We start from the raw sequence: 18601 nt of genomic DNA, 5'->3' as shown, positions 1-18601 counted from the left end.
AGATCAAGCCACCCGCGACTGCGGTCGCAAGTTCATAACCAACCTCGCTCAGCGAATGAGCAACTTTGACCGCTGCCCACCACTAAATGATCCAATACCGGCACATCGATAAGCGCTAACGCTTGTTGAATATGATCGGTGATCTGCCGATCAGCGCGACTGGGTTCAGCCACTCCAGAGGGGTGATTATGAGCCAAGATCACAGCTGCGGCGTTTGCCGCCAAGGTCGCTTTCACCACCTCGCGTGGGTGCACCGTAGCGGCATTGATAGTCCCAAGAGACAGCGTCTCCAACGTAATTACGCGGTGTTGGCTGTCTAACAAAAGCAGTAAAAACCGTTCTTGCTCAAGACCTTGCAATTGGATTTGCAGGTAATCTCGAACCGCTTGAGGAGAGCTCAAAGCTGACTCGCGGGCTACCTCGCAGGCTAGATTGCGTCTGGCCAGTTCCAATGTGGCCTGCAATTGTACGTATTTCGCTTGGCCAAGGCCACGATATGCGCAAAATTGCTGCATAGAAGCATTCAACAATTGTGACAAACCGCCAAACTCTTGCAGTAGATCACGAGATAATGCGACTGCCGAACGGCCTTTTACCCCAGTTCGGAGGAAAATTGCCAACAGTTCAGCGTCACTCAGTGCCGCCGCACCATACTCTAACAGCCGTTCTCGGGGACGTTCTTGGGCTGGCCACTGACTGATGCTCATCGCAAATCCTCTGGCTGGATATCGAGGGTCGTTAGCGCTGTGATAAGGTAGCGCCCTAATAACTGCACAAACGCAAAATCGCCCTTTATGAGCCAAGCCAAGCCAAAGATCTTGTTAGGCGTTAGCGGCGGCATCGCCGCTTACAAAGCCCCTATTCTGGTTCGCCGTCTGCGCGACCAAGGTGCCGAAGTCAGAGTTATCCTCACCAAAGGAGCACAGGCCTTCGTTACCGAAATGTCGCTGCAAGCGGTTTCTGGTTACCCCGTGGTACACGATGTCCTCGATCCCGCTACAGAGAACGCCACCGGTCATATCGATCTGGCACGCTGGGCCGATCAAGTGATCATCGCCCCCGCCAGCGCCAACTTGATTGCCCGCTTGGCTAATGGCATGGCGGATGACCTACTGACCACCTGCGTACTTGCCACCACCGCGCCAGTGATGGTCTGCCCGGCCATGAATATGGTGATGTACCAACACCCAGCCACCCAAGCCAATCTGCAAATTCTGGCGCAGCGTGGGGTCGAACTGTACGGCCCCGCCAGCGGCGACCAAGCCTGCGGTGACGTTGGCCCTGGCCGGATGCCAGAACCGGAACAGATTGCCGCCCATTGGGCGCAATCGCAGACGCCACAGCTACTGGCCGGTAAAAAACTGCTGCTGACCGCGGGCCCGACTCGCGAAGCACTGGATCCGGTGCGCTATATCTCTAACCACAGCTCCGGCAAGATGGGCTTTGCGATTGCCGAGCAAGCGGTGCGAATGGGCGCAGAAGTCACCTTGGTGAGTGGCCCAGTGAACCTGCCTACGCCAGCCGGTGTTAACCGCGTTGATGTGGAATCAGCCGAACAGATGCTGGCAGCGGTAATGGCACGCATTGATCAGCAACAGATCTTTATCGGTTGCGCCGCGGTCGCCGATTACCGTGCTGCCAACGTTGCCGAGCACAAAATCAAAAAACAAAACCAAGCCAGTGATGAGCTGACCATCCAATTGGTCCGCAACCCAGACATTCTGGCAACCGTTGCTAGTCACACTAAGCGCCCTTTTACCGTTGGCTTTGCCGCTGAAACCAACGATGTCGAACAATATGCGCTGGATAAACTGAAGCGCAAAAAGCTCGATCTTATCGCCGCTAACGATGTTTCCAAGGCTGGCCAAGGCTTCAATGCCGATAGCAACGCCTTAACCCTGTTCTGGCTTGATGGCCAGCAGCATCTTGGTCACAGCACCAAAGCCGACCAAGCACAACAACTACTAACCACCATTGCAAAGCGATTGCCTGCCGATGAAAACTCCAATTGAACTGAAGATCCTTGATCCCCGCCTCGGCACCGAATGGCCGTTACCCGCTTACGCCACCCCAGGTTCTGCTGGGATGGATCTGCGCGCTATGCTGGATGCGCCACTGACCCTACAACCGGGTCAAACCGAACTGATCCCAACCGGTATGGCAATCAACATCGCCAATCCAGCGCTGGCAGCCACTATCCTGCCGCGCTCTGGTTTAGGTCATAAACACGGCATCGTGCTGGGCAACTTGGTGGGCTTAATCGACTCTGACTATCAAGGCCAACTCTTTGTTTCATGCTGGAACCGCAGTGAGCAAGCATTTACTATGGAGCCAGGCGAGCGCATCGCTCAGCTGATGTTTGTACCGGTGGTACAAGCGCAATTTACCCTAGTGGAAGAGTTTGCTGCGTCCGAGCGCGGCGAAGGTGGTTTTGGCCACTCCGGCACCAAGTAACACAGAGTCATCCATGGCTACCGAAAAGAAGAAAAACCGTCGCGAGCACATCCTTGAGTGCCTCGCGAAGATGCTAGAGACCTCTCCAGGTCGCCGCATCACTACCGCTGCCCTAGCCGCCGAAGTTGGCGTATCAGAAGCAGCGCTGTACCGTCACTACCCGTCGAAAGCGCGGATGTTTGAAGGCCTGATCGAGTTTATCGAGGATTCACTGCTGTCGCGGATCAACCTGATCCTCACCGAAGAGCGTGACACCATGACTCGGGTCCAGCTGATCCTGCAACTGCTGCTGACCTTTGCTGAGCGTAACCCAGGCATCACCCGCATTTTGACCGGCGACGCGCTGGTGAACGAGCAGGAGCGTCTACGTGACCGCATTCACCTGCTGTTCAACAAGATCCAAACTCAGCTGAAGCAAACCCTGCGGGAGAAATCTCTGCGCGAAGGCCAAGGCTTCTATCTGGAAGAGACCATGCTGGCTAACCTGCTGCTGGCGTGGGCCGAAGGCCGCATCGCCCAGTTCGTACGCAGCGACTTTAAAGATCTGCCAACCGCCAACTTCTCTGAGCAGTGGGCTTTCATCCACAGCCAACTGCTAAAGAGCTAAGCTCGCTGACAGATACAACAAGGGCGCTCAATTGAGCGCCCTTTTGCTAGAACCGAAGTTGATAGCTATCAGTGATTAGTAGGCTGGTACAGTTGCACCCGCTCCAACTGATAACTAACAGCTAAAAACTGGCTTTTAAGCGTCGGAGAAAGCGCCTCAATCAAGGCATTCAACGCAGCTAGTAGTGGCTCTACCAGTAAGTTGAATAACGCCGAGTGAGGCGATTTAACTCAGCTTAAGCGATGCCGTACTGCTCGCGGTAGGCCTTAACAGACGCCAGCTCTTGCTCGCGGCCTGGCTGAGTCGCTAGGTAGCTGATCAAGTCATTCAGGGTGATGATCGAAACCACCTGACAGCCAAAGTCGCGCTCTACTTCTTGAATCGCCGACAGTTCGCCTTGGCCCTTCTCCTGACGGTCCAGTGCAATCAATACGCCCGCCAATTCGGCGTTGTTGGCTTGGATAATCTCCATCGATTCACGGATCGCGGTACCGGCGGTGATCACATCATCCACCAGCATCACTTTGCCGGTCAGCTCAGAACCCACCAAGTTGCCACCTTCACCGTGGTCTTTGGCTTCTTTGCGGTTAAAGCAGTATGGCAGGTCGCGATCGTGTTGATCCGCCAGCGCCACAGCGGTGGTGGTGGCGATTGGAATGCCCTTGTAGGCTGGGCCAAACAGCAGATCGAAATCGATGCCGGAATCCATCAGCGCTGCCGCATAGAAACGACCCAGCTTGGCCAGATCGCTACCACGGTTAAACAAACCAGCATTAAAGAAGTACGGGCTGGTACGGCCGGATTTCAGAGTGAACTCGCCAAAGCGCAGCACGTTACGTTCTAGAGCAAACTCAATAAATTGTTGTTGATAAGCCTTCATGGTCACTCCTGTAGGGATTGTTGTAATTAATTGGATGTCGAAAAAAAGCGGCGCTAACTGCCGTTAGTGCCGCTTCTTAAAAATTGTCGATTACTGTTGGTTGTAAGCGGCCTTCTGCGCCGCAATCAACTGTTCGATACCCTCTTTTGCCAGAGCCATCATCGCGTTCATCTCTTCAAAGCTGAACGGCTCGCCCTCGGCAGTGCCCTGCACCTCGATAAAGCGACCGTCTTCCGCCATCACCACATTCATGTCGGTTTCAGCGCGGGAATCTTCGCGGTAATCCAGATCGCACAGCGGTTGGCCATCAACGATGCCGACCGATACCGCGGCAATCTGCTGCTTCAGCGGCGATACCTTGATCCAGCCTTTGGCTTTCATGGCATCGATGGCATCCATCAGCGCCACACAAGCGCCAGTGATGGAAGCGGTGCGGGTGCCGCCGTCGGCTTGAATCACATCACAATCGATGGTGATGGTGTATTCGCCCAGAGCTTTCAAGTCCACCGCAGTACGTAAGCTGCGACCAATCAGACGCTGGATCTCTTGGGTGCGGCCAGATTGCTTACCGCGCGCCGCTTCACGGTCGTTACGGCTGTGGGTTGCCCGTGGCAACATGCCGTATTCGGCGGTGATCCAACCTTGGCCCTTGCCACGCAAAAAGCGCGGCACGCCCTCTTCTACGGTGGCAGTACAGATCACCTTGGTATTACCGAATGCGATCAGTACCGAGCCTTCCGCGTGGGCGGTAAAGTTACGGGTGATGGTGACTGGGCGTGCTTGTGCCGCGGTTCTGCCGTTTGAACGCATAAGAAGTGACCTGCTTGGGGAAATTTGCCGGGCATTATATATGAAAAACGGCGCCAGATGACGCCGTAATCCAATGTTTATCGCCCTAGAACTGCGGTTTTCGACCAGCCCCCGCCAGTTTCCGACTTACCCGTTTTAACGGCGCAAAATCGCTGGCAATCACCGCGCCACTATTGTCATCACCACTGAGCACGCTAGTCCAAATGACATCGCCACTGGCACCGTCAATCAGCGCCGCTTCGATGCGTTCGCCACTTTGCGCGCTAGGCGTCTTAACGTCGCCACTGGATAACAATCCTAATGCCAATGGCGGCTGCGGATCGCCCTGCATTTGCCAACCGTGATAGCGCAGCAATAGCAGCGCATCCGCATCACACTCATTGGCCACCTGCGCCGCCTGAAAACCGACCGATTCACTAAAACCGGCAGCAGTGGTTGCGCTCACCACCTTATCGTTGTGCAATCGGTGCGAGATCTGCTGATAACTGGCCTTGAGCCAGGCCAGCCCTTGGCTAAAAGCGCTCTGCTGCTGATCAGCTTCAATCACCAATGGCGTTACGCCCTGCCGTTCCAGCTGCGTCACCGCCTCCAGCACTAACTGCTGCCGCAAATGTTGCTGTTGGCCTTCAAGCGGCAATGGATCGCTGTTGGCAAAACGTTGTTCAACCAGCACTTCCGGAGGCAAGATCGCCACCCGCTGCAGCCCCGCTAAATGTTGCTGATGTTGTTCATGCCAAAGCACATTGCTGCTGCAGCCGTTAAGTAGCACTATCGCCACTAGCCAAATTCGGCCGATCATACCTTCGCTCCCTGATATCTATCACACTGACTTCCTGCCAGTAACGCGCAAACAATAGCCTTTTCAACTTAGCTAACCTTGGCAATTGCATCAAACTGTTAACATCAAAATCCACACAATTAGCCAGACCGTGGTGTGCTACCACCCAGGCCAGCGGCGCTATATACTGCCAAGCAATTACGCTATCGAGATTCAATCCATGATCCATTCCATGACCGCCTACGGCCGCGGCGAACTGAAAGCTGAGTGGGGTACTGCCGCTTGGGAGATCCGCTCCGTTAACCAACGTTATCTGGAAACCTACCTGCGTCTGCCAGAACAGCTGCGCGGCCTAGAGCCGGTGCTGCGGGAACGTCTGCGTCAACGTCTGACTCGCGGCAAAGTGGAAGTGTCGCTGCGTTTTGAACTGGCACAGCAAAGCAGCACTCTGCAGATGAACGAAGCCTTTGCCCAGCAACTGGTGGATAAAGCCAACCAACTGCACAGCATGGCGGGCATCGGCCAAATCCAGCTGGTGGATCTGCTGAAATGGCCAGGGGTACTGGAAAGCGCCGAACAGGATATGGATCAGGTCAGCAAAGATCTGCTGGCCAAGTTCAACGAGGTTATTGATGAGTTCTTGGCGGCTCGTGGTCGTGAAGGCGACGCCTTGGAAGGCATGATCCAGCAGCGTCTGGATGCAATCACCGAACAAGCGGCCTTTGTTCGCGGCCGGATGCCAGAGGTAATGGCGTGGCAGCGTCAGCGTCTGACCGACAAACTGAGCGAGTTTAAAGACAGCTTAGATCCAGCTCGCATCGAGCAAGAGATGATCCTGCTGGCGCAAAAACAAGATGTTGCCGAAGAGTTGGACCGCTTGGATGCCCACGTCGCTGAGACCAAGAAAGTCCTGAAAAAAGGTGGCGCTTGTGGTCGCCGTTTAGACTTCATGATGCAGGAATTTAACCGTGAGGCGAACACACTGGCCTCAAAATCAATCAATGCCGACATCACCGCTGCAGCGGTGGAACTGAAAGTGCTGATTGAGCAGATGCGCGAACAGATCCAAAACATCGAATAAGGTTTTGCGCCGTTCGGCATAGTTCATAACCACATGAAAGCCATCGATTTTTCGATGGCTTTTGTTTGTCAGCGTTCGCCAATTGTTGCTAAAGTTCAGATGAATGTTGTGACTAAACTTGTGACTAAAACCTCTAGTCCAAAAAATCACAGCAAAAAAATGGATTTTAGTCACAAAAAGTAGGCTAACTACATGAATGACAAACAAATAAAGGCGCTTTTGCGTTCTGGAGTGCTAGGCAGAAAGCGCATATCGAATGGCCTCTACTTACGAGTCCAAACCGCCAACTCCGCCAGCTGGGAATATCGCTACACCATCAACGGCAAATCACGAGCTATGACATTAGCCGGGGGCAACTACCCCACCTTGTCGTTAGCCGATGCCCAAGCCCAAGTCGCCCTACTTCGGCAACAGGTAAAGCAAGGCATCGACCCAATGGCAGAACGCCAACGCACGCAACAGACGCAGATTAAAATCGTCGATGACCTGTTTGATGATTGGCATCTCACGCTAGTAAAGCGGCTCAAATACCCCAACATTCCGAAACGGATCTATACCAGCGAAATCAAGCCATCCATCGGCAAACTGGCTATTAGCCGAGTTAATGCTAGGGACATTCGCGGCATTATTGAGGCCGTGACCGCCAGCGGTCGTCCTGCGGTCGCCAATGACACCTTGATGTATTGCAAGCAGCTGTTTAACCATGCCTGCAAATTAGATTTAGCCCCGCATAACCCTGCCAGCGCCTTTCGGGTTGGTGATGCTGGCGGTATCGAAAAAAGCCGTGACCGCGCCCTATCTATTGCGGAACTAAAAGCCGTATTTGCTGTGCTGCACGACAATCTCACCATCTTCACCCGCCAAAATTATTTGGCGCTAGCCCTGCTGCTCACCTTAGGCGTGCGTAAAGGCGAACTGATTGCCGCACAATGGCAAGAGTTTGATTTTGATAAGCAGCTTTGGGATCTACCAACCGAGCGCAGCAAAACCGGTATTGGCATGGTGATCCCACTGCCAAAGCCAGTAATCGCTTGGCTGCAAGAACTCAAAGTCATGAGCTGTGGCTCGCCTTATCTGTTCCCTTCACGGCGACTCAGCAAGCGCCGTCAATACATCTCCGACGACACCCTTAATCATGCCCTAGCCAAAATGTTTGGCTTAAAAGTCGCCAGCAACGGTGCTCAATACAACAACTTGCTCGGTGAAGCTGACATTAAGCATTTCACCGTCCATGACCTACGCCGAACTTGCCGAAGCTTGTTGGCGGAGTTGGGCGTGAATGGCCACGTTGCTGAACGCTGCTTAAACCACAAACTTAAAGGCGTAGAAGGGATCTACGACCGCCACGATTACCTAACAGAGCGCCGCGAAGCCCTCGATAAATTAGCCACCGTAATCGCTCCCATCGTCAACCAAGAACCAACCGTGATTGCCCTTCCCAACAAGACCATAAAACGAGCTTAACCATGCGAATTTGGACGAAAGAAGAAGCCGCGTTATTACGCCATGATCTAGAAAATATGTTGTTTCCTGAAATGGTGCCGGACTTGATCCACTCACTGGGCTGCACGCTGCCAGAGGACGACAGCAATATGCTTAACCAACTGGCCAAAGCAGAATTTCGAGGATTCAAAGTACTGGAGCTGCTGTCTTCTAGCTGCAACACCGTTCAGGCAAAAAGCGACCACCCAGAAGAGCTCGACTTCATTCAGCAGCATTTAAGTCAGCTCAAAGCACAGATAACCGATTTATCACAAGGCCCAATAACCCGCGCCCAAATTAGCGAGCTTATCGAATTGACGTTTTGGGCTGGCTACCATGCCGGTGCTCATGACACCCGGACGATATTGCAGCGGCATCACCACAACGGCTTTCAACAATCGACCATTCATAGTCGAGCGGCAGGCCGCAGCAGCGCTGAACGCTATCATGCCGTTGATACGCTTATCACTAGCATTGCCAGCTACATTCAAGCTCGGCAGGATTCAATCGGCAAAATCACCCGAAAGCGCTTAACTGCGGCAATCCATGAATTGCTGCAAGAGTTTGCAGCAATCAACGACCACAAACAGCTCCCTGCCTTACAGCAGTACCTCAATCGATGCCCATCCTACGACACCATTGAAAAGCGCTTAAAGGCACACCAGTGGCAACCCAGCATAGAGGGCAAACCTGTAAGCCTAGATAAAATAAAACAAGAAATTAGCGCAGCATTCAGCCATGAGACCATCAGGTCGCTTCTAATAAAAACAATAGCTTAGGAGCTAAAAACCATACCTCAACACGGTTGTGCCGATTCTCAGTGCACGCTGGACCAGACAAATTAGCGCCGAACAACACAGAACGGGGGCAAGTGCTCCCGTTATCTATCGGAGCTAGTATGAAATCAAAGTCATCCACCTTCATTGATCGGCTAGTGCGTGAGCCAGAGCGTAAACAGATCACCTCCATCAGCCGCACCACAGCATGGGAGCTGGAACGTAAAAACCTGTTCCCGAAGCGCCGCAAGCTGCATGCAAACAGTGATGCCGTTGCATGGTTACTGTCGGAACTCATCGACTGGGTACAGTCCCGTGAACTCGCCGCACCGGAGCAGACCCAATGACTGGGCACACCATTAACCTCATCTTGACCCGCAAAGAGCTGCTGCAACACTTGCCGTTTAGCTCGTCCACTTTGAGCCGCAAAATCAAACAGGGCACCTTCCCAACGCCGATTAACGACTTCGATGAGCTGGGCAAAAAATACTGGAGCCATCACGAGGTACAGCAGTGGCTTAAGTACCGATAACCAGCCGCATTAAGCACAAGCCACAACGGCATTAACCCAGCAGGACTCACGTCCTGCTTTTTTTGCACCACCGTTGACACGATTTGAACTGACATGACCCGAACCGATCACCATTTATCGCTAAAAAAACGGCCATCTAATAGCGATGTAAGTCGCCAGCTATCTGGGTTTAAGGCCAGCGATAGTGCGGCCAGTCTCAGCGGTAATTATTAAGATAAATGCCGAGCAAAGATCGATGACCACAAACCCATTCGTCATTCACGATCATTATGTGCAGCCGTGGGTACATCAAGGGCTGAGCTTTCCCATTTACGGCCAAGGCAACCCCCTAAGCCAACAGCATAAACGGATGCTCAAGCGGTTGCTGGCGGTGATCAATCATGCGTTAACCCAATACAGCAAAGTGTTTGTGGTTCGGGTCGAAGTCGCTCCCCATGTTTTCAGCGCCGACAACACCGAATTTAGCGACTGCCTTAAACAACAGGTTACGCTGTTACAACAGCAATACGGCTGTTCCGTCTATTACGCTTGGGTCAGGGAACATGGCCAAGGCACAAAGCATCATTACCACCTAGCGCTACTGCTTAGCGGCCATAAAATCCAGTGCGCTCACAGCTTAATCGAGCAAATCAGGGAAATACCTGCCGCCAAGTTTGCCCATTTTCATCTACCAGAGTGCTGCTACTACCAACTGCACAGAGGAAACGCCCAAGACTTTATGGCGGCGTTCTATCGCTTAAGCTATCTCGCCAAAAGCGACACCAAGATCAAAGCGCAAACCAGCACCAACAACTTTGGCTGCAATGTCCCTGTCAGCGCTGAAAAACTGCCACTCACATTTAATGTGACCGATTGCCCCGCGCCGCCAGCAACAACGCCACTCGCGGCACCAGCACCTGCGCCACTTAAGCAAACCCACTGCGCCATCGACTTCTTGCGAATGAAAATAGCCATTGGCAGTCAGTGGGGAGCGAAGCCTCAGTACGCCTACGTGTTTGTCGGGATGATGGCCGAATCTCAGCGCCTGTTTGCCAGTGCCCAAGACAACAATCAGCTAAACGGCTGGTTAGCAGGCCAGCAGCAACTATTCCGCCAGCAACAAGGCTACCCACGGCATATTCATCACCGCCGTTTCAGCCCAACAGGCGCACCGGAATATCAGTGGCTATTAGAAAACTGGCAACTGCAACCGCACTATCGTCGCAAGCAAAGTGACGATCCATTGATGAAGAAACTCGCCCACATCACCAAGCCACTACAACAGCATCTTAAACAACTGTGTTTTACCAGCATGGTGGAGCTGCAACGGGCACTGGATGATTTAACGGCGCAGCACAACAGCAGCGTTATCGCCCATAATACACGCCAGCAACGCTTTGCGTTGATCGAACAGCCATACCTAATGCGCCGCCATCACTTCAATGCGTCAGGCCGCCAGCCAACCATTCACCACATCAAAACCGTTAAGGTCGGCATAGATAGCCACGTTTGCGTGCAACAACACCTGTATTCAGTGCCTGCCCAATACCGAAAGCGAGCGTTGCTGGCGGTGGTGTACGACAACCGCATCGAGATTTATGACGAACAGCAACTGGTCTGCCGTCATCAGCGCCGCTCAGGGTATGGCTATAACACCGATGAAAAACACCTCGTAACCATTACCCGACAGCAGCGGAAGCGCCTACAGCAACGCTTTATAAAACAAGCAACTGGCTTCCACAAAACCGCCAGCCGCATTACCCGCCTGCTGGCGGAGAGTCTCGTACCCGAACAGACTTACCGAACAATCCAGCGCTTATTGGCAAGAGCAAAAGCGAAGGCGACAACATCATGATGGCCATCAAAGCGATCAAGCGATACTTGGCTGCGTGTATTGCAATGAGTTAACACGCTGCAGCGTATAACCTAGTTTTATACGCTATAGCGTGTTATTTTGCTTTCATACTCTACAGCGTATAGCCAACATGAAAATTACCACCGCAAAGCAACTCGCCAGTTACCTGCAAGACTGCCGCCAGCAGCAAAGCGCTTCACAAGCTCACCTTGCTAAAAAAGTGGGCGTGCGCCAAGGCACCATTTCCAACTTCGAACAGAATCCCAACAGCACCAAATTAGAGACACTGTTCAAATTGTTATCGGCACTGGAGCTTGAACTAGAGGTGCAGCCACGTAATACCAATGCAGGCGCAAGCCAAGAAGCCAATTCTAGCAACTCACAATGGGATCAGGAGTGGTAATGGCGACGTTAAAGGTCTTCATGAATGGCATCCGAGTTGGTACGTTCCTCAAAAGCAGCACGGGGGCGCACAGCTTTCACTATGAACCATCATGGCTATCGCGACCGGGTAGCCGCCCGATTTCGCTGTCGATGCCGCTACGCCATCGCCGCTATCAAGGCGATACGGCTTACAACTTTTTTGACAACCTGCTACCGGACTCACCCGAAGTCCGCCAGCGTATCGTTGCACGCCATCAAGCCAGTTCAACGCAACCGTTCGATTTATTGGCTAAGATCGGCCAAGACAGCGTCGGCGCTCTCCAGCTTGTGCCAGAAAATGCAGCGCCGGGCGAAGTACAACGCCTCGAATACCAACCGCTGGATGAAACCACCCTAGAGCAAGTGTTAACAGGGTATCGATCCAATATCCCACTCGGGATGCTGGCGGAGTTTGACGACTTTCGGATCTCCGTCGCCGGTGTGCAGGAAAAAACCGCCCTACTAAAACTCGATTATCAATGGTGCTTGCCCCATGACGCAACGCCCACCAGCCATATCATTAAGTTACCCATCGGCCGGATTGTTACCCACTCCCACACGCTGGATCTGTCTGACAGCGTCGAAAACGAATACCTCTGCCTGCTGATTGCCCGAGAATACGGCTTACCCGTACCGGACTGCGAAATCATTCAAGCCGGAAACATCAAAGCATTAGCCATTGAACGGTTTGATCGTCGCTATAGCGCCGACGGCAGCTGGCTTATGCGCTTGCCGCAAGAAGATCTCTGCCAAACCTTAAACGTACCGTCAGCGGGCAAATACGAAAACCAAGGCGGGCCGGGCATCAAAGCCATTATGGAGGTGCTGCAAGGGTCAATCACGCCAGAACAAGACCGCAAAACCTTTATGCAGGCACAGGTACTGTTTTGGCTGCTGGCGGCCACTGATGGTCACGCTAAGAACTTCTCGTTATTTATCCAACCTGAAGGCCGATACCAGCTAACCCCACTGTATGACATTCTCTCGGTCTATCCGCTTATGGGCGGCAATGGGCTGAACAAGCGCGACGCCAAGCTGGCTATGGGATTAGCCGCCAGCAACGGCAAGAAATACGCCATTGAACAGATTTTCCCGCGCCACTTTTTAGCCACCGCCAAAGCCGTTGGCTTTAGCCAGCAAACCATGGCTGAGATATTAGCGGAGTTTGCTGAAGCAACACCGCAGGTTATTAAAAGCGTGCAGGCACAACTGGCTAAAGGATTCCCACAGCGGGTATCACAGAGCATTCTACAAGGGCTTGAACATCGAGCGCGCCGGTTAACACCGTAGCAGTATTTGCCTCCCTTATTACCGGAAATCATTGACGTTGCAGTAAGGCAACAAGCGAGTGAATCTCACGAGCATAGACTGACTATGTGATTGGGGTTCATGAGCGCCGTTAACGCGGCTGCAGCTTCAAGGATGATGGGTATATCAAGCCAGCCCGAGTGTCGCTTCCGATGTGATCCCACCTCAGGAAGAATGAAATGAACTATGGCAAAATCACCACATTTTGTACTGCGCGACATGCTCTGCTTTGCGCACACTATCGAATTGGAAATCGCTTCTAATGTTTGAAACAACCTTCAAGAACATCGATGACATCCTGCACAAAGATGCAGGCTGTTCCAGCGAACTGGACTACACCGAACAGACCTCATGGATGCTCTTTTTAAAGTATCTGGATGACTTGGAGTATCAGCGTGCCCAAGAAGCGGAGATGATGGGGGAGGAGTACACCTACATCATCGATAAGTATCACCGTTGGAGTGAGTGGGCGGCACCAAAAGACGCTAACGGCAACTTCGACCACAACAATGCTCTGACCGGCAACGACTTAATGGAATATGTGGATGGTGAGCTATTCCCCTATCTCAAAGGCTTTAAAGCCCGTGCCGCCAACCCCAATACCATCCAATACAAAATTGGCGAGATCTTCGGTGAGATCAAAAACAAGATCCAAAGCGGTTACTCACTGCGGGACTGTCTGGAAAAGGTGGACGAGCTTCGCTTCCGTTCGCAGGAAGAAAAACACGAACTGTCGCACCTGTATGAAACCAAGATCAAAAACATGGGCAACGCCGGACGTAACGGCGGTGAGTACTACACCCCGCGTCCGTTGATCCGCGCCATGATTGATGTAATGCAGCCAAAAATTGGCGAAACCATCTACGACGGCGCAGCAGGCTCAGCGGGCTTTTTGTGTGAAGCCTACGACTACTTGCGTCAGGGCGGGGCTGAAAAGAAGTCGCTTTCTACTAGCGAGCTAAAAATCCTGCAAGAAAAGACCTTCTACGCCAAAGAGAAGAAGTCCCTCGCTTACGTCATCGCCATCATGAACATGATCCTGCATGGCATTGAAGCGCCTAATGTGCTGCACACCAACACCTTGGCGGAAAACCTGCTCGATATTCAGCCGGGCAATCAGCATGACGTGATCCTCGCTAACCCGCCGTTTGGTGGCAAAGAGCGCAAAGAGGTGCAGCAGAACTTCCCCATTAAAACCGGTGAAACTGCCTTCCTGTTTTTGCAGCACTTTATCAAAACCCTTAAGCCCGGTGGCCGCGGTGCTGTGGTGATCAAGAACACCTTCCTGTCCAATACCGATAATGCCGCCGTTGCCCTACGCAAAGAGCTGCTGCAAAGCTGCAACCTGCATACAGTACTGGATTGCCCCGCCAAAACCTTCTTGGGCGCTGGGGTAAAAACCGTGGTGCTGTTTTTCACCAAGGGCGAGCCTACCAAGAATGTCTGGTTCTATCAGCTTGATCCCGGCCGCAGCCTCGGTAAGACCAACCCGCTCAATGACAATGACTTGAAAGAGTTTGTCACGCTGCAAAAGGCAGCCATGAGCGATCCAAAGAGTGCTGACTCCGAAAAATCATGGTCGCTGCAGGTTGCAGATCTTGATGCCAACACTTGGGATCTGTCGGTGAAAAATCCGAATGTGAAAGATGAGATCGCAGTGCGTACACCCGCGGAGATCATCGAAGAAATCATCGCGTTGGATAAAGAGAGTGAAGCGATTCTGACCAGAATTCAGGAGTTGTTGTGATGGCGTGGGAGAACAAAAAGCTTGGCGATGTTTGCCGTTTTATTAACGGCCGTGCATATAAAAAGTCAGAAATGCTGTCAGAAGGACCTTACCCATTATTAAGAGTTGGTAACTTCTTTACTAATCGTAGCTGGTATTACTCGGATCTAGAGTTAGATGCTGATAAATACTGCGATACTGGAGACTTACTTTATGCATGGTCTGCTTCTTTTGGTCCAAGAATTTGGGATGGCGGAAAGGTAATCTACCATTACCATATCTGGAAGATAGAGCCTAATGAATGTGCTGTAGATAAACACTACTTATATTACCTACTTGACTGGGATAAGGAAAAAATCAAGGAAGAACAAGGGGCTGGCACTACCATGGTGCATGTAACAAAAGGCTCTATGGAAAAGCGCATCCTTCCTTTCGCACCACTTAAAGAACAAAAACGCATCGTCGCGATTCTGGATCAAGCCTTTACCGAGATAGAGCAAGCCCGCGCTCTTGCCGAAAAAAACCTCAACAATGCCCGCAAGTTGTTTGAAAGCTACCTGCAGCAGGTTTTCTGTCAGCGTGGTGAAGGGTGGGTTGAAGAGAACTTTGGTGCATGTTTCAAGCTAAAAAGTGGTGTCAACTTGACGAGCAAGCAGATGATACCTGGTGATTACCCTGTTTATGGTGGTAATGAAATGGCTGGTATGCACAACGACTTTAATTTGTCTGGCGATAACGTAATTATTGGAAGGGTTGGAGCTTTATGCGGAAAGGCTCGAAATATAACAACTGACATTTGGTTAACGGATAATGCGTTCAAGGTTGTTGATTATCAATTTGATTTTGATAACCGGTTTTTAACGTACCTTCTTAACTATAAGAACCTTCGGGGACTGGCGCGCCAAGCGGCTCAGCCGGTTATTTCAAACTCTTCATTGAACGGGTTGAAATTGCAATTCCCATTAGAAATTGAAAGCCAGAAGAATATTGGAGAATGTCTCGAGTCGCTATCAAAAGAAGTTGAAGCTCTTAGTTCCCTCTATACAAAAAAGCTCAATTTTCTAAATGAACTCAAAAAATCCATCCTACAACATGCCTTCTCTGGCCAACTGACGAATAAGGAAACTGCCTAATGAGTCACGCAAGGACGCGCAATGAAGCCGATACTCGCGCGGAACTGATCGATCCCAAGCTAAAGGCTGACGGCTGGGGCGTTACCGAGGGCAGCTTCATCCGCCGTGAGGAGATCTGCCCCGGCATCATCTTAACCGGTGGCAAACGCGGCCCGACGGTGACGAGTGATTATGTGCTGATCTATCGAGGCCGTAAGCTGGCGGCCGTAGAGGCCAAGCGCGAAGGACTGAGCTATAGCGAAGGGGTACGGCAAGCCAAGGATTACGCCAAACGGCTGCAATGCCGTTTGGCCTATGCCACCAATGGCCATGAGATCTACCAGATTGATATGGAAACAGGAGAGGAGTTGCTGGTTGATGACTACCTCTCCCCTGACGCATTGTGGGCGCTGACTTTTGAGAAAAAGGACAAGGACGCGCCAGACTTCAAGGCTATCTGGCGCGAGCGGTTTAGTAGCATTCCGTTTAAGACGAAGGGCGATTGGCAACCCCGTTATTATCAGGAAAATGCCATCAACAACGCCCTAGAGGCGATAGCCGCAGGCAAGCAACGCATCTTGTTGACCTTGGCAACCGGCACCGGCAAAACCTGCATCGCCTTTCAAACCGCGTGGAAGCTATTCCAAAGCCGCTGGAGTTTAAGCACCCAAACAGCGCCGGATGCTTCCTCTCGTCGCCCACGGATTTTATTCCTAGCTGATCGCAATGTGTTGGCCAACCAAGCATTTAATGATTTTGGCGCTTTTGGCGATGACGCCATCGTCCGCATTGAGCCCGGATCCATCAAGAAGCATGGCGGTGTGCCCAAGAACGCCAGCGTGTTCTTTACCATCTTTCAAACCTTTATGAGTGGCAAAGATGAAGCGGGCAATGATGCACCGTACTTTGGTGATTATCCGGCAGATTTTTTCGACTTTATCGTGATTGATGAGTGTCACCGTGGTGGCGCGAACGACGAAAGCAGCTGGCGGGATATCCTTAATTACTTTAGCCCTGCCGTGCAGTTGGGGTTGACCGCAACCCCAAAACGTACTGAGAACGCTAACACTTACGGTTACTTTGGCGATCCTGTGTATAGCTATACCCTCAAAGAGGGGATCGATGACGGCTTTCTTACACCGTTTAAGGTATACCCGATTGTCGGCACCATGGATGAGTATGTATATACCCCAGGTGATGGGGTGGTCGTACAAGGCGACCCCGAGCCCGGCAAGCTCTACAAAGAGGGGGACTTTAACCGCATCATCACCATCCCAGCCCGCGAACAGAAGCGAGTGCATTATTGGATGGATCGCTTTAATCCCCAGCAGAAAACCATTGTATTTTGCGCTACCCAAGAGCACGCCGGTATGGTGCGCGACTTCATCAATCAATACGCCGTTCAAAAGGGCTGGACGACCTATAGCAGCTATTGTGTGCGGGTGACGGCCAATGATGGCACAGCAGGCGAGAACGACCTCAAGACCTTCTCGGATAACGAGAAAAACATCCCAACCATCTTGACCACATCGCGCAAGCTTTCTACCGGCGTAGATGCCCGTAACGTGCGTAATATCGTGCTGATGCGCCCCTGCAATAACATGATTGAGTTTAAGCAGATCATCGGTCGCGGTACGCGGGTGTACGAAGGCAAAGAGTTTTTCACCATCTACGATTTCGTCAAAGCGCACCATAACTTTGCTGATCCCGAGTGGGACGGCGAACCTCTCCCTCCCGAGCCCTGCGAAGCCTGTGGTGAGAGCCCTTGCGTCTGCATTAAACAACCCTGTCCGGAGTGTGGCTTTCACCCCTGCGTTTGCCCCAAGCCCTCTTGCCCAGAGTGTGGTCAGCAGCCGTGCATCTGCGGGCCTAAGCCTTGCGGGATCTGTGGTGAGTCCCCTTGCATTTGTGAATCAACGCCTCGGCCGGAGAAGATCACCATCAAGCTCAGTGATGGCAAGGCGCGACAGATCCAGCATATCTCTTCGGTGATGTATTGGGGGCCGGATGGCAAGCCGATCACCGCCAAAGAGTTTGTTGAGCGACTGTTTAAAGATCTGCCTCGTTTCTTTGCTAATGAAGACCAACTGCGGGAGATTTGGGGTGATCCCGATACCCGTGAACAACTGCGCCAGAGTCTGGCTGAGGCGGGCTACGATGACGAAAAGCTCAATAGCATCAAAGAGCTTATCGATGCCGAAGATAGCGACGTATACGATGTCTTAGCTTTCGTTGCTTTCGCCTCTGAGCCGCATACACGCCGTGAGCGCGCCGAGCAGGCTAAACCACGAATTTCCAGCGCTTTCGCTGATGCCAAACAGCAGGAATTCATTGAGTTTGTGCTGGAAAAGTATGTGCAGGACGGCGTTAACGAACTGTCAAAGAGTAAGATACGCAGTATGGTGGAACTGAAGTACAACACCATCAGCGACGCGGCTGAGGTGCTTGGTTGTGCACCGGCGATAATCGGCCAGACGTTTACAGGGTTCCAGAAGTACTTATATCAAGGGAATAGTCAGAGCTAGGCCATTCCTTGTAAGTTTCAGATGGCTAATCTGTGGTCACGAGAGACTTTGGATAGGGCTCAATTACAGCCGCCCCCTTGGCACCTGTCGAACGGCCACCGTGTAACTTACAACGGCCGTTACGCAGGCTGCCATAGCGCTTACAGGGCTCACCACTGCGCGTCTTAGCACCACAGCATGGTAGTAGGCTTAAATCGAATCGCTTCATCATCTTCACCATCTATTTAAGTAAGGGAGCAGGCTCGCAATTGGCCAGTCGCTCTCTCTTGGTTA

At 52.1% G+C, this 18601-nt stretch carries 19 protein-coding genes; 14 read left to right on the top strand and 5 right to left on the bottom strand.

What is annotated here, in order from left to right; translation table 11 throughout:
* Positions 1 to 32: 32 nt before the first annotated feature.
* Complete coding sequence (radC, locus tag G506_RS0108125; RefSeq protein ID WP_028116429.1) at positions 33 to 707, bottom strand: RadC family protein; 675 nt, start codon at positions 705 to 707, stop codon at positions 33 to 35.
* 87 nt (positions 708 to 794) lie between these two features.
* On the opposite strand from radC, the gene coaBC reads away from it, so the two are divergent.
* From coaBC to slmA, 3 genes are read left to right on the top strand one after another with little or no spacing between them, the layout of a single operon-like run.
* Positions 795 to 2012: a bifunctional phosphopantothenoylcysteine decarboxylase/phosphopantothenate--cysteine ligase CoaBC gene (coaBC, locus tag G506_RS0108120; protein ID WP_028116428.1), complete on the top strand. Its 1218-nt coding sequence runs from the start codon at positions 795 to 797 to the stop codon at positions 2010 to 2012.
* Positions 1996 to 2454: a dUTP diphosphatase gene (gene dut / locus G506_RS0108115; RefSeq protein ID WP_028116427.1), complete on the top strand. Its 459-nt coding sequence runs from the start codon at positions 1996 to 1998 to the stop codon at positions 2452 to 2454. The genes coaBC and dut overlap by 17 nt, the downstream gene beginning before the upstream one ends.
* Positions 2455 to 2467: 13 nt before the next feature.
* On the top strand, positions 2468 to 3061 hold the full coding sequence (gene slmA / locus G506_RS0108110) for a nucleoid occlusion factor SlmA (protein ID WP_028116426.1): 594 nt from the start codon (positions 2468 to 2470) through the stop codon (positions 3059 to 3061).
* Between the two features lie 235 nt (positions 3062 to 3296).
* On the opposite strand, the gene pyrE is transcribed toward slmA, so the two are convergent.
* The 3 genes from pyrE to G506_RS0108095 form a co-directional block, all read right to left on the bottom strand.
* Positions 3297 to 3941: an orotate phosphoribosyltransferase gene (gene pyrE / locus G506_RS0108105; RefSeq protein ID WP_028116425.1), complete on the bottom strand. Its 645-nt coding sequence runs from the start codon at positions 3939 to 3941 to the stop codon at positions 3297 to 3299.
* 90 nt (positions 3942 to 4031) lie between these two features.
* Entirely contained in the window at positions 4032 to 4751 is a 720-nt protein-coding gene (gene rph, locus G506_RS0108100; protein WP_028116424.1) for a ribonuclease PH, read from the bottom strand.
* Between the two features lie 85 nt (positions 4752 to 4836).
* Positions 4837 to 5550, bottom strand: coding sequence for a hypothetical protein (locus G506_RS0108095; RefSeq protein ID WP_028116423.1), 714 nt, complete (start codon positions 5548 to 5550; stop codon positions 4837 to 4839).
* 199 nt (positions 5551 to 5749) lie between these two features.
* Between G506_RS0108095 and G506_RS0108090 the strand changes: the two genes are divergently transcribed.
* From G506_RS0108090 to hsdR, 11 genes are all read left to right on the top strand, one after another.
* Positions 5750 to 6610, top strand: a complete 861-nt coding sequence (locus tag G506_RS0108090) for a YicC/YloC family endoribonuclease (RefSeq protein ID WP_028116422.1) — start codon at positions 5750 to 5752, stop codon at positions 6608 to 6610.
* 192 nt (positions 6611 to 6802) lie between these two features.
* On the top strand, positions 6803 to 8074 hold the full coding sequence (locus tag G506_RS0108080) for a tyrosine-type recombinase/integrase (RefSeq protein WP_028116421.1): 1272 nt from the start codon (positions 6803 to 6805) through the stop codon (positions 8072 to 8074).
* Positions 8075 to 8076: 2 nt separating this feature from the next.
* Complete coding sequence (locus G506_RS0108075; protein ID WP_035387160.1) at positions 8077 to 8871, top strand: hypothetical protein; 795 nt, start codon at positions 8077 to 8079, stop codon at positions 8869 to 8871.
* A gap of 119 nt (positions 8872 to 8990) precedes the next feature.
* Positions 8991 to 9215: a helix-turn-helix transcriptional regulator gene (locus G506_RS0108070; protein WP_028116419.1), complete on the top strand. Its 225-nt coding sequence runs from the start codon at positions 8991 to 8993 to the stop codon at positions 9213 to 9215.
* The gene (locus G506_RS0108065) at positions 9212 to 9400 is read left to right on the top strand and encodes a helix-turn-helix transcriptional regulator (protein WP_028116418.1); all 189 of its coding nucleotides are present in this window, start codon (positions 9212 to 9214) and stop codon (positions 9398 to 9400) included. The genes G506_RS0108070 and G506_RS0108065 overlap by 4 nt, the downstream gene beginning before the upstream one ends.
* 235 nt (positions 9401 to 9635) lie before the next feature.
* Entirely contained in the window at positions 9636 to 11234 is a 1599-nt protein-coding gene (locus G506_RS0108055; protein ID WP_028116417.1) for a YagK/YfjJ domain-containing protein, read from the top strand.
* A gap of 130 nt (positions 11235 to 11364) precedes the next feature.
* Positions 11365 to 11637, top strand: a complete 273-nt coding sequence (gene hipB, locus G506_RS0108050; protein ID WP_028116416.1) for a type II toxin-antitoxin system antitoxin HipB — start codon at positions 11365 to 11367, stop codon at positions 11635 to 11637.
* Positions 11637 to 12947, top strand: coding sequence for a type II toxin-antitoxin system HipA family toxin (locus G506_RS0108045; protein ID WP_028116415.1), 1311 nt, complete (start codon positions 11637 to 11639; stop codon positions 12945 to 12947). Before hipB ends, G506_RS0108045 begins: the two co-directional genes overlap by 1 nt.
* Before the next feature lie 280 nt (positions 12948 to 13227).
* Positions 13228 to 14712, top strand: a complete 1485-nt coding sequence (locus tag G506_RS0108040) for a class I SAM-dependent DNA methyltransferase (protein ID WP_028116414.1) — start codon at positions 13228 to 13230, stop codon at positions 14710 to 14712.
* Positions 14712 to 15824 carry a restriction endonuclease subunit S gene (locus tag G506_RS20690; protein WP_084631258.1) on the top strand — a complete coding sequence of 371 codons (1113 nt, stop codon included), beginning with the start codon at positions 14712 to 14714 and terminating at the stop codon, positions 15822 to 15824. The genes G506_RS0108040 and G506_RS20690 overlap by 1 nt, the downstream gene beginning before the upstream one ends.
* Positions 15824 to 18328: an EcoAI/FtnUII family type I restriction enzme subunit R gene (gene hsdR / locus G506_RS0108030; RefSeq protein WP_028116413.1), complete on the top strand. Its 2505-nt coding sequence runs from the start codon at positions 15824 to 15826 to the stop codon at positions 18326 to 18328. The genes G506_RS20690 and hsdR overlap by 1 nt, the downstream gene beginning before the upstream one ends.
* Before the next feature lie 25 nt (positions 18329 to 18353).
* Here the strand turns inward: hsdR and G506_RS21250 are convergent, their stop codons facing one another.
* Positions 18354 to 18536: an HGGxSTG domain-containing protein gene (locus G506_RS21250; protein ID WP_084631267.1), complete on the bottom strand. Its 183-nt coding sequence runs from the start codon at positions 18534 to 18536 to the stop codon at positions 18354 to 18356.
* Positions 18537 to 18601: the final 65 nt, after the last annotated feature.

The sequence above is a fragment of the Ferrimonas senticii DSM 18821 genome (assembly GCF_000422665.1).
In the GTDB taxonomy this organism is placed as follows: domain Bacteria; phylum Pseudomonadota; class Gammaproteobacteria; order Enterobacterales; family Shewanellaceae; genus Ferrimonas; species Ferrimonas senticii.
The sequence above is the reverse complement of the archived record's forward strand: the minus strand, read 5'-3'. Positions and strand labels throughout refer to the sequence as shown.

What these genes read in the sequence shown, in the direction of transcription:
- rph (WP_028116424.1), bottom strand. Translation starts at nt 4,751, where the DNA reads ATGCGTTCAAACGGCAGAACCGCGGCACAAGCACGCCCAGTCACCATC.
- hipB (WP_028116416.1), top strand. Translation starts at nt 11,365, where the DNA reads ATGAAAATTACCACCGCAAAGCAACTCGCCAGTTACCTGCAAGACTGC.
- G506_RS0108040 (WP_028116414.1), top strand. Translation starts at nt 13,228, where the DNA reads ATGTTTGAAACAACCTTCAAGAACATCGATGACATCCTGCACAAAGAT.
- G506_RS0108090 (WP_028116422.1), top strand. Translation starts at nt 5,750, where the DNA reads ATGATCCATTCCATGACCGCCTACGGCCGCGGCGAACTGAAAGCTGAG.
- pyrE (WP_028116425.1), bottom strand. Translation starts at nt 3,941, where the DNA reads ATGAAGGCTTATCAACAACAATTTATTGAGTTTGCTCTAGAACGTAAC.
- G506_RS21250 (WP_084631267.1), bottom strand. Translation starts at nt 18,536, where the DNA reads ATGAAGCGATTCGATTTAAGCCTACTACCATGCTGTGGTGCTAAGACG.
- G506_RS0108055 (WP_028116417.1), top strand. Translation starts at nt 9,636, where the DNA reads ATGACCACAAACCCATTCGTCATTCACGATCATTATGTGCAGCCGTGG.
- hsdR (WP_028116413.1), top strand. Translation starts at nt 15,824, where the DNA reads ATGAGTCACGCAAGGACGCGCAATGAAGCCGATACTCGCGCGGAACTG.
- G506_RS20690 (WP_084631258.1), top strand. Translation starts at nt 14,712, where the DNA reads ATGGCGTGGGAGAACAAAAAGCTTGGCGATGTTTGCCGTTTTATTAAC.
- coaBC (WP_028116428.1), top strand. Translation starts at nt 795, where the DNA reads ATGAGCCAAGCCAAGCCAAAGATCTTGTTAGGCGTTAGCGGCGGCATC.
- slmA (WP_028116426.1), top strand. Translation starts at nt 2,468, where the DNA reads ATGGCTACCGAAAAGAAGAAAAACCGTCGCGAGCACATCCTTGAGTGC.
- G506_RS0108045 (WP_028116415.1), top strand. Translation starts at nt 11,637, where the DNA reads ATGGCGACGTTAAAGGTCTTCATGAATGGCATCCGAGTTGGTACGTTC.
- G506_RS0108075 (WP_035387160.1), top strand. Translation starts at nt 8,077, where the DNA reads ATGCGAATTTGGACGAAAGAAGAAGCCGCGTTATTACGCCATGATCTA.
- G506_RS0108070 (WP_028116419.1), top strand. Translation starts at nt 8,991, where the DNA reads ATGAAATCAAAGTCATCCACCTTCATTGATCGGCTAGTGCGTGAGCCA.
- radC (WP_028116429.1), bottom strand. Translation starts at nt 707, where the DNA reads ATGAGCATCAGTCAGTGGCCAGCCCAAGAACGTCCCCGAGAACGGCTG.
- dut (WP_028116427.1), top strand. Translation starts at nt 1,996, where the DNA reads ATGAAAACTCCAATTGAACTGAAGATCCTTGATCCCCGCCTCGGCACC.
- G506_RS0108065 (WP_028116418.1), top strand. Translation starts at nt 9,212, where the DNA reads ATGACTGGGCACACCATTAACCTCATCTTGACCCGCAAAGAGCTGCTG.
- G506_RS0108095 (WP_028116423.1), bottom strand. Translation starts at nt 5,550, where the DNA reads ATGATCGGCCGAATTTGGCTAGTGGCGATAGTGCTACTTAACGGCTGC.
- G506_RS0108080 (WP_028116421.1), top strand. Translation starts at nt 6,803, where the DNA reads ATGAATGACAAACAAATAAAGGCGCTTTTGCGTTCTGGAGTGCTAGGC.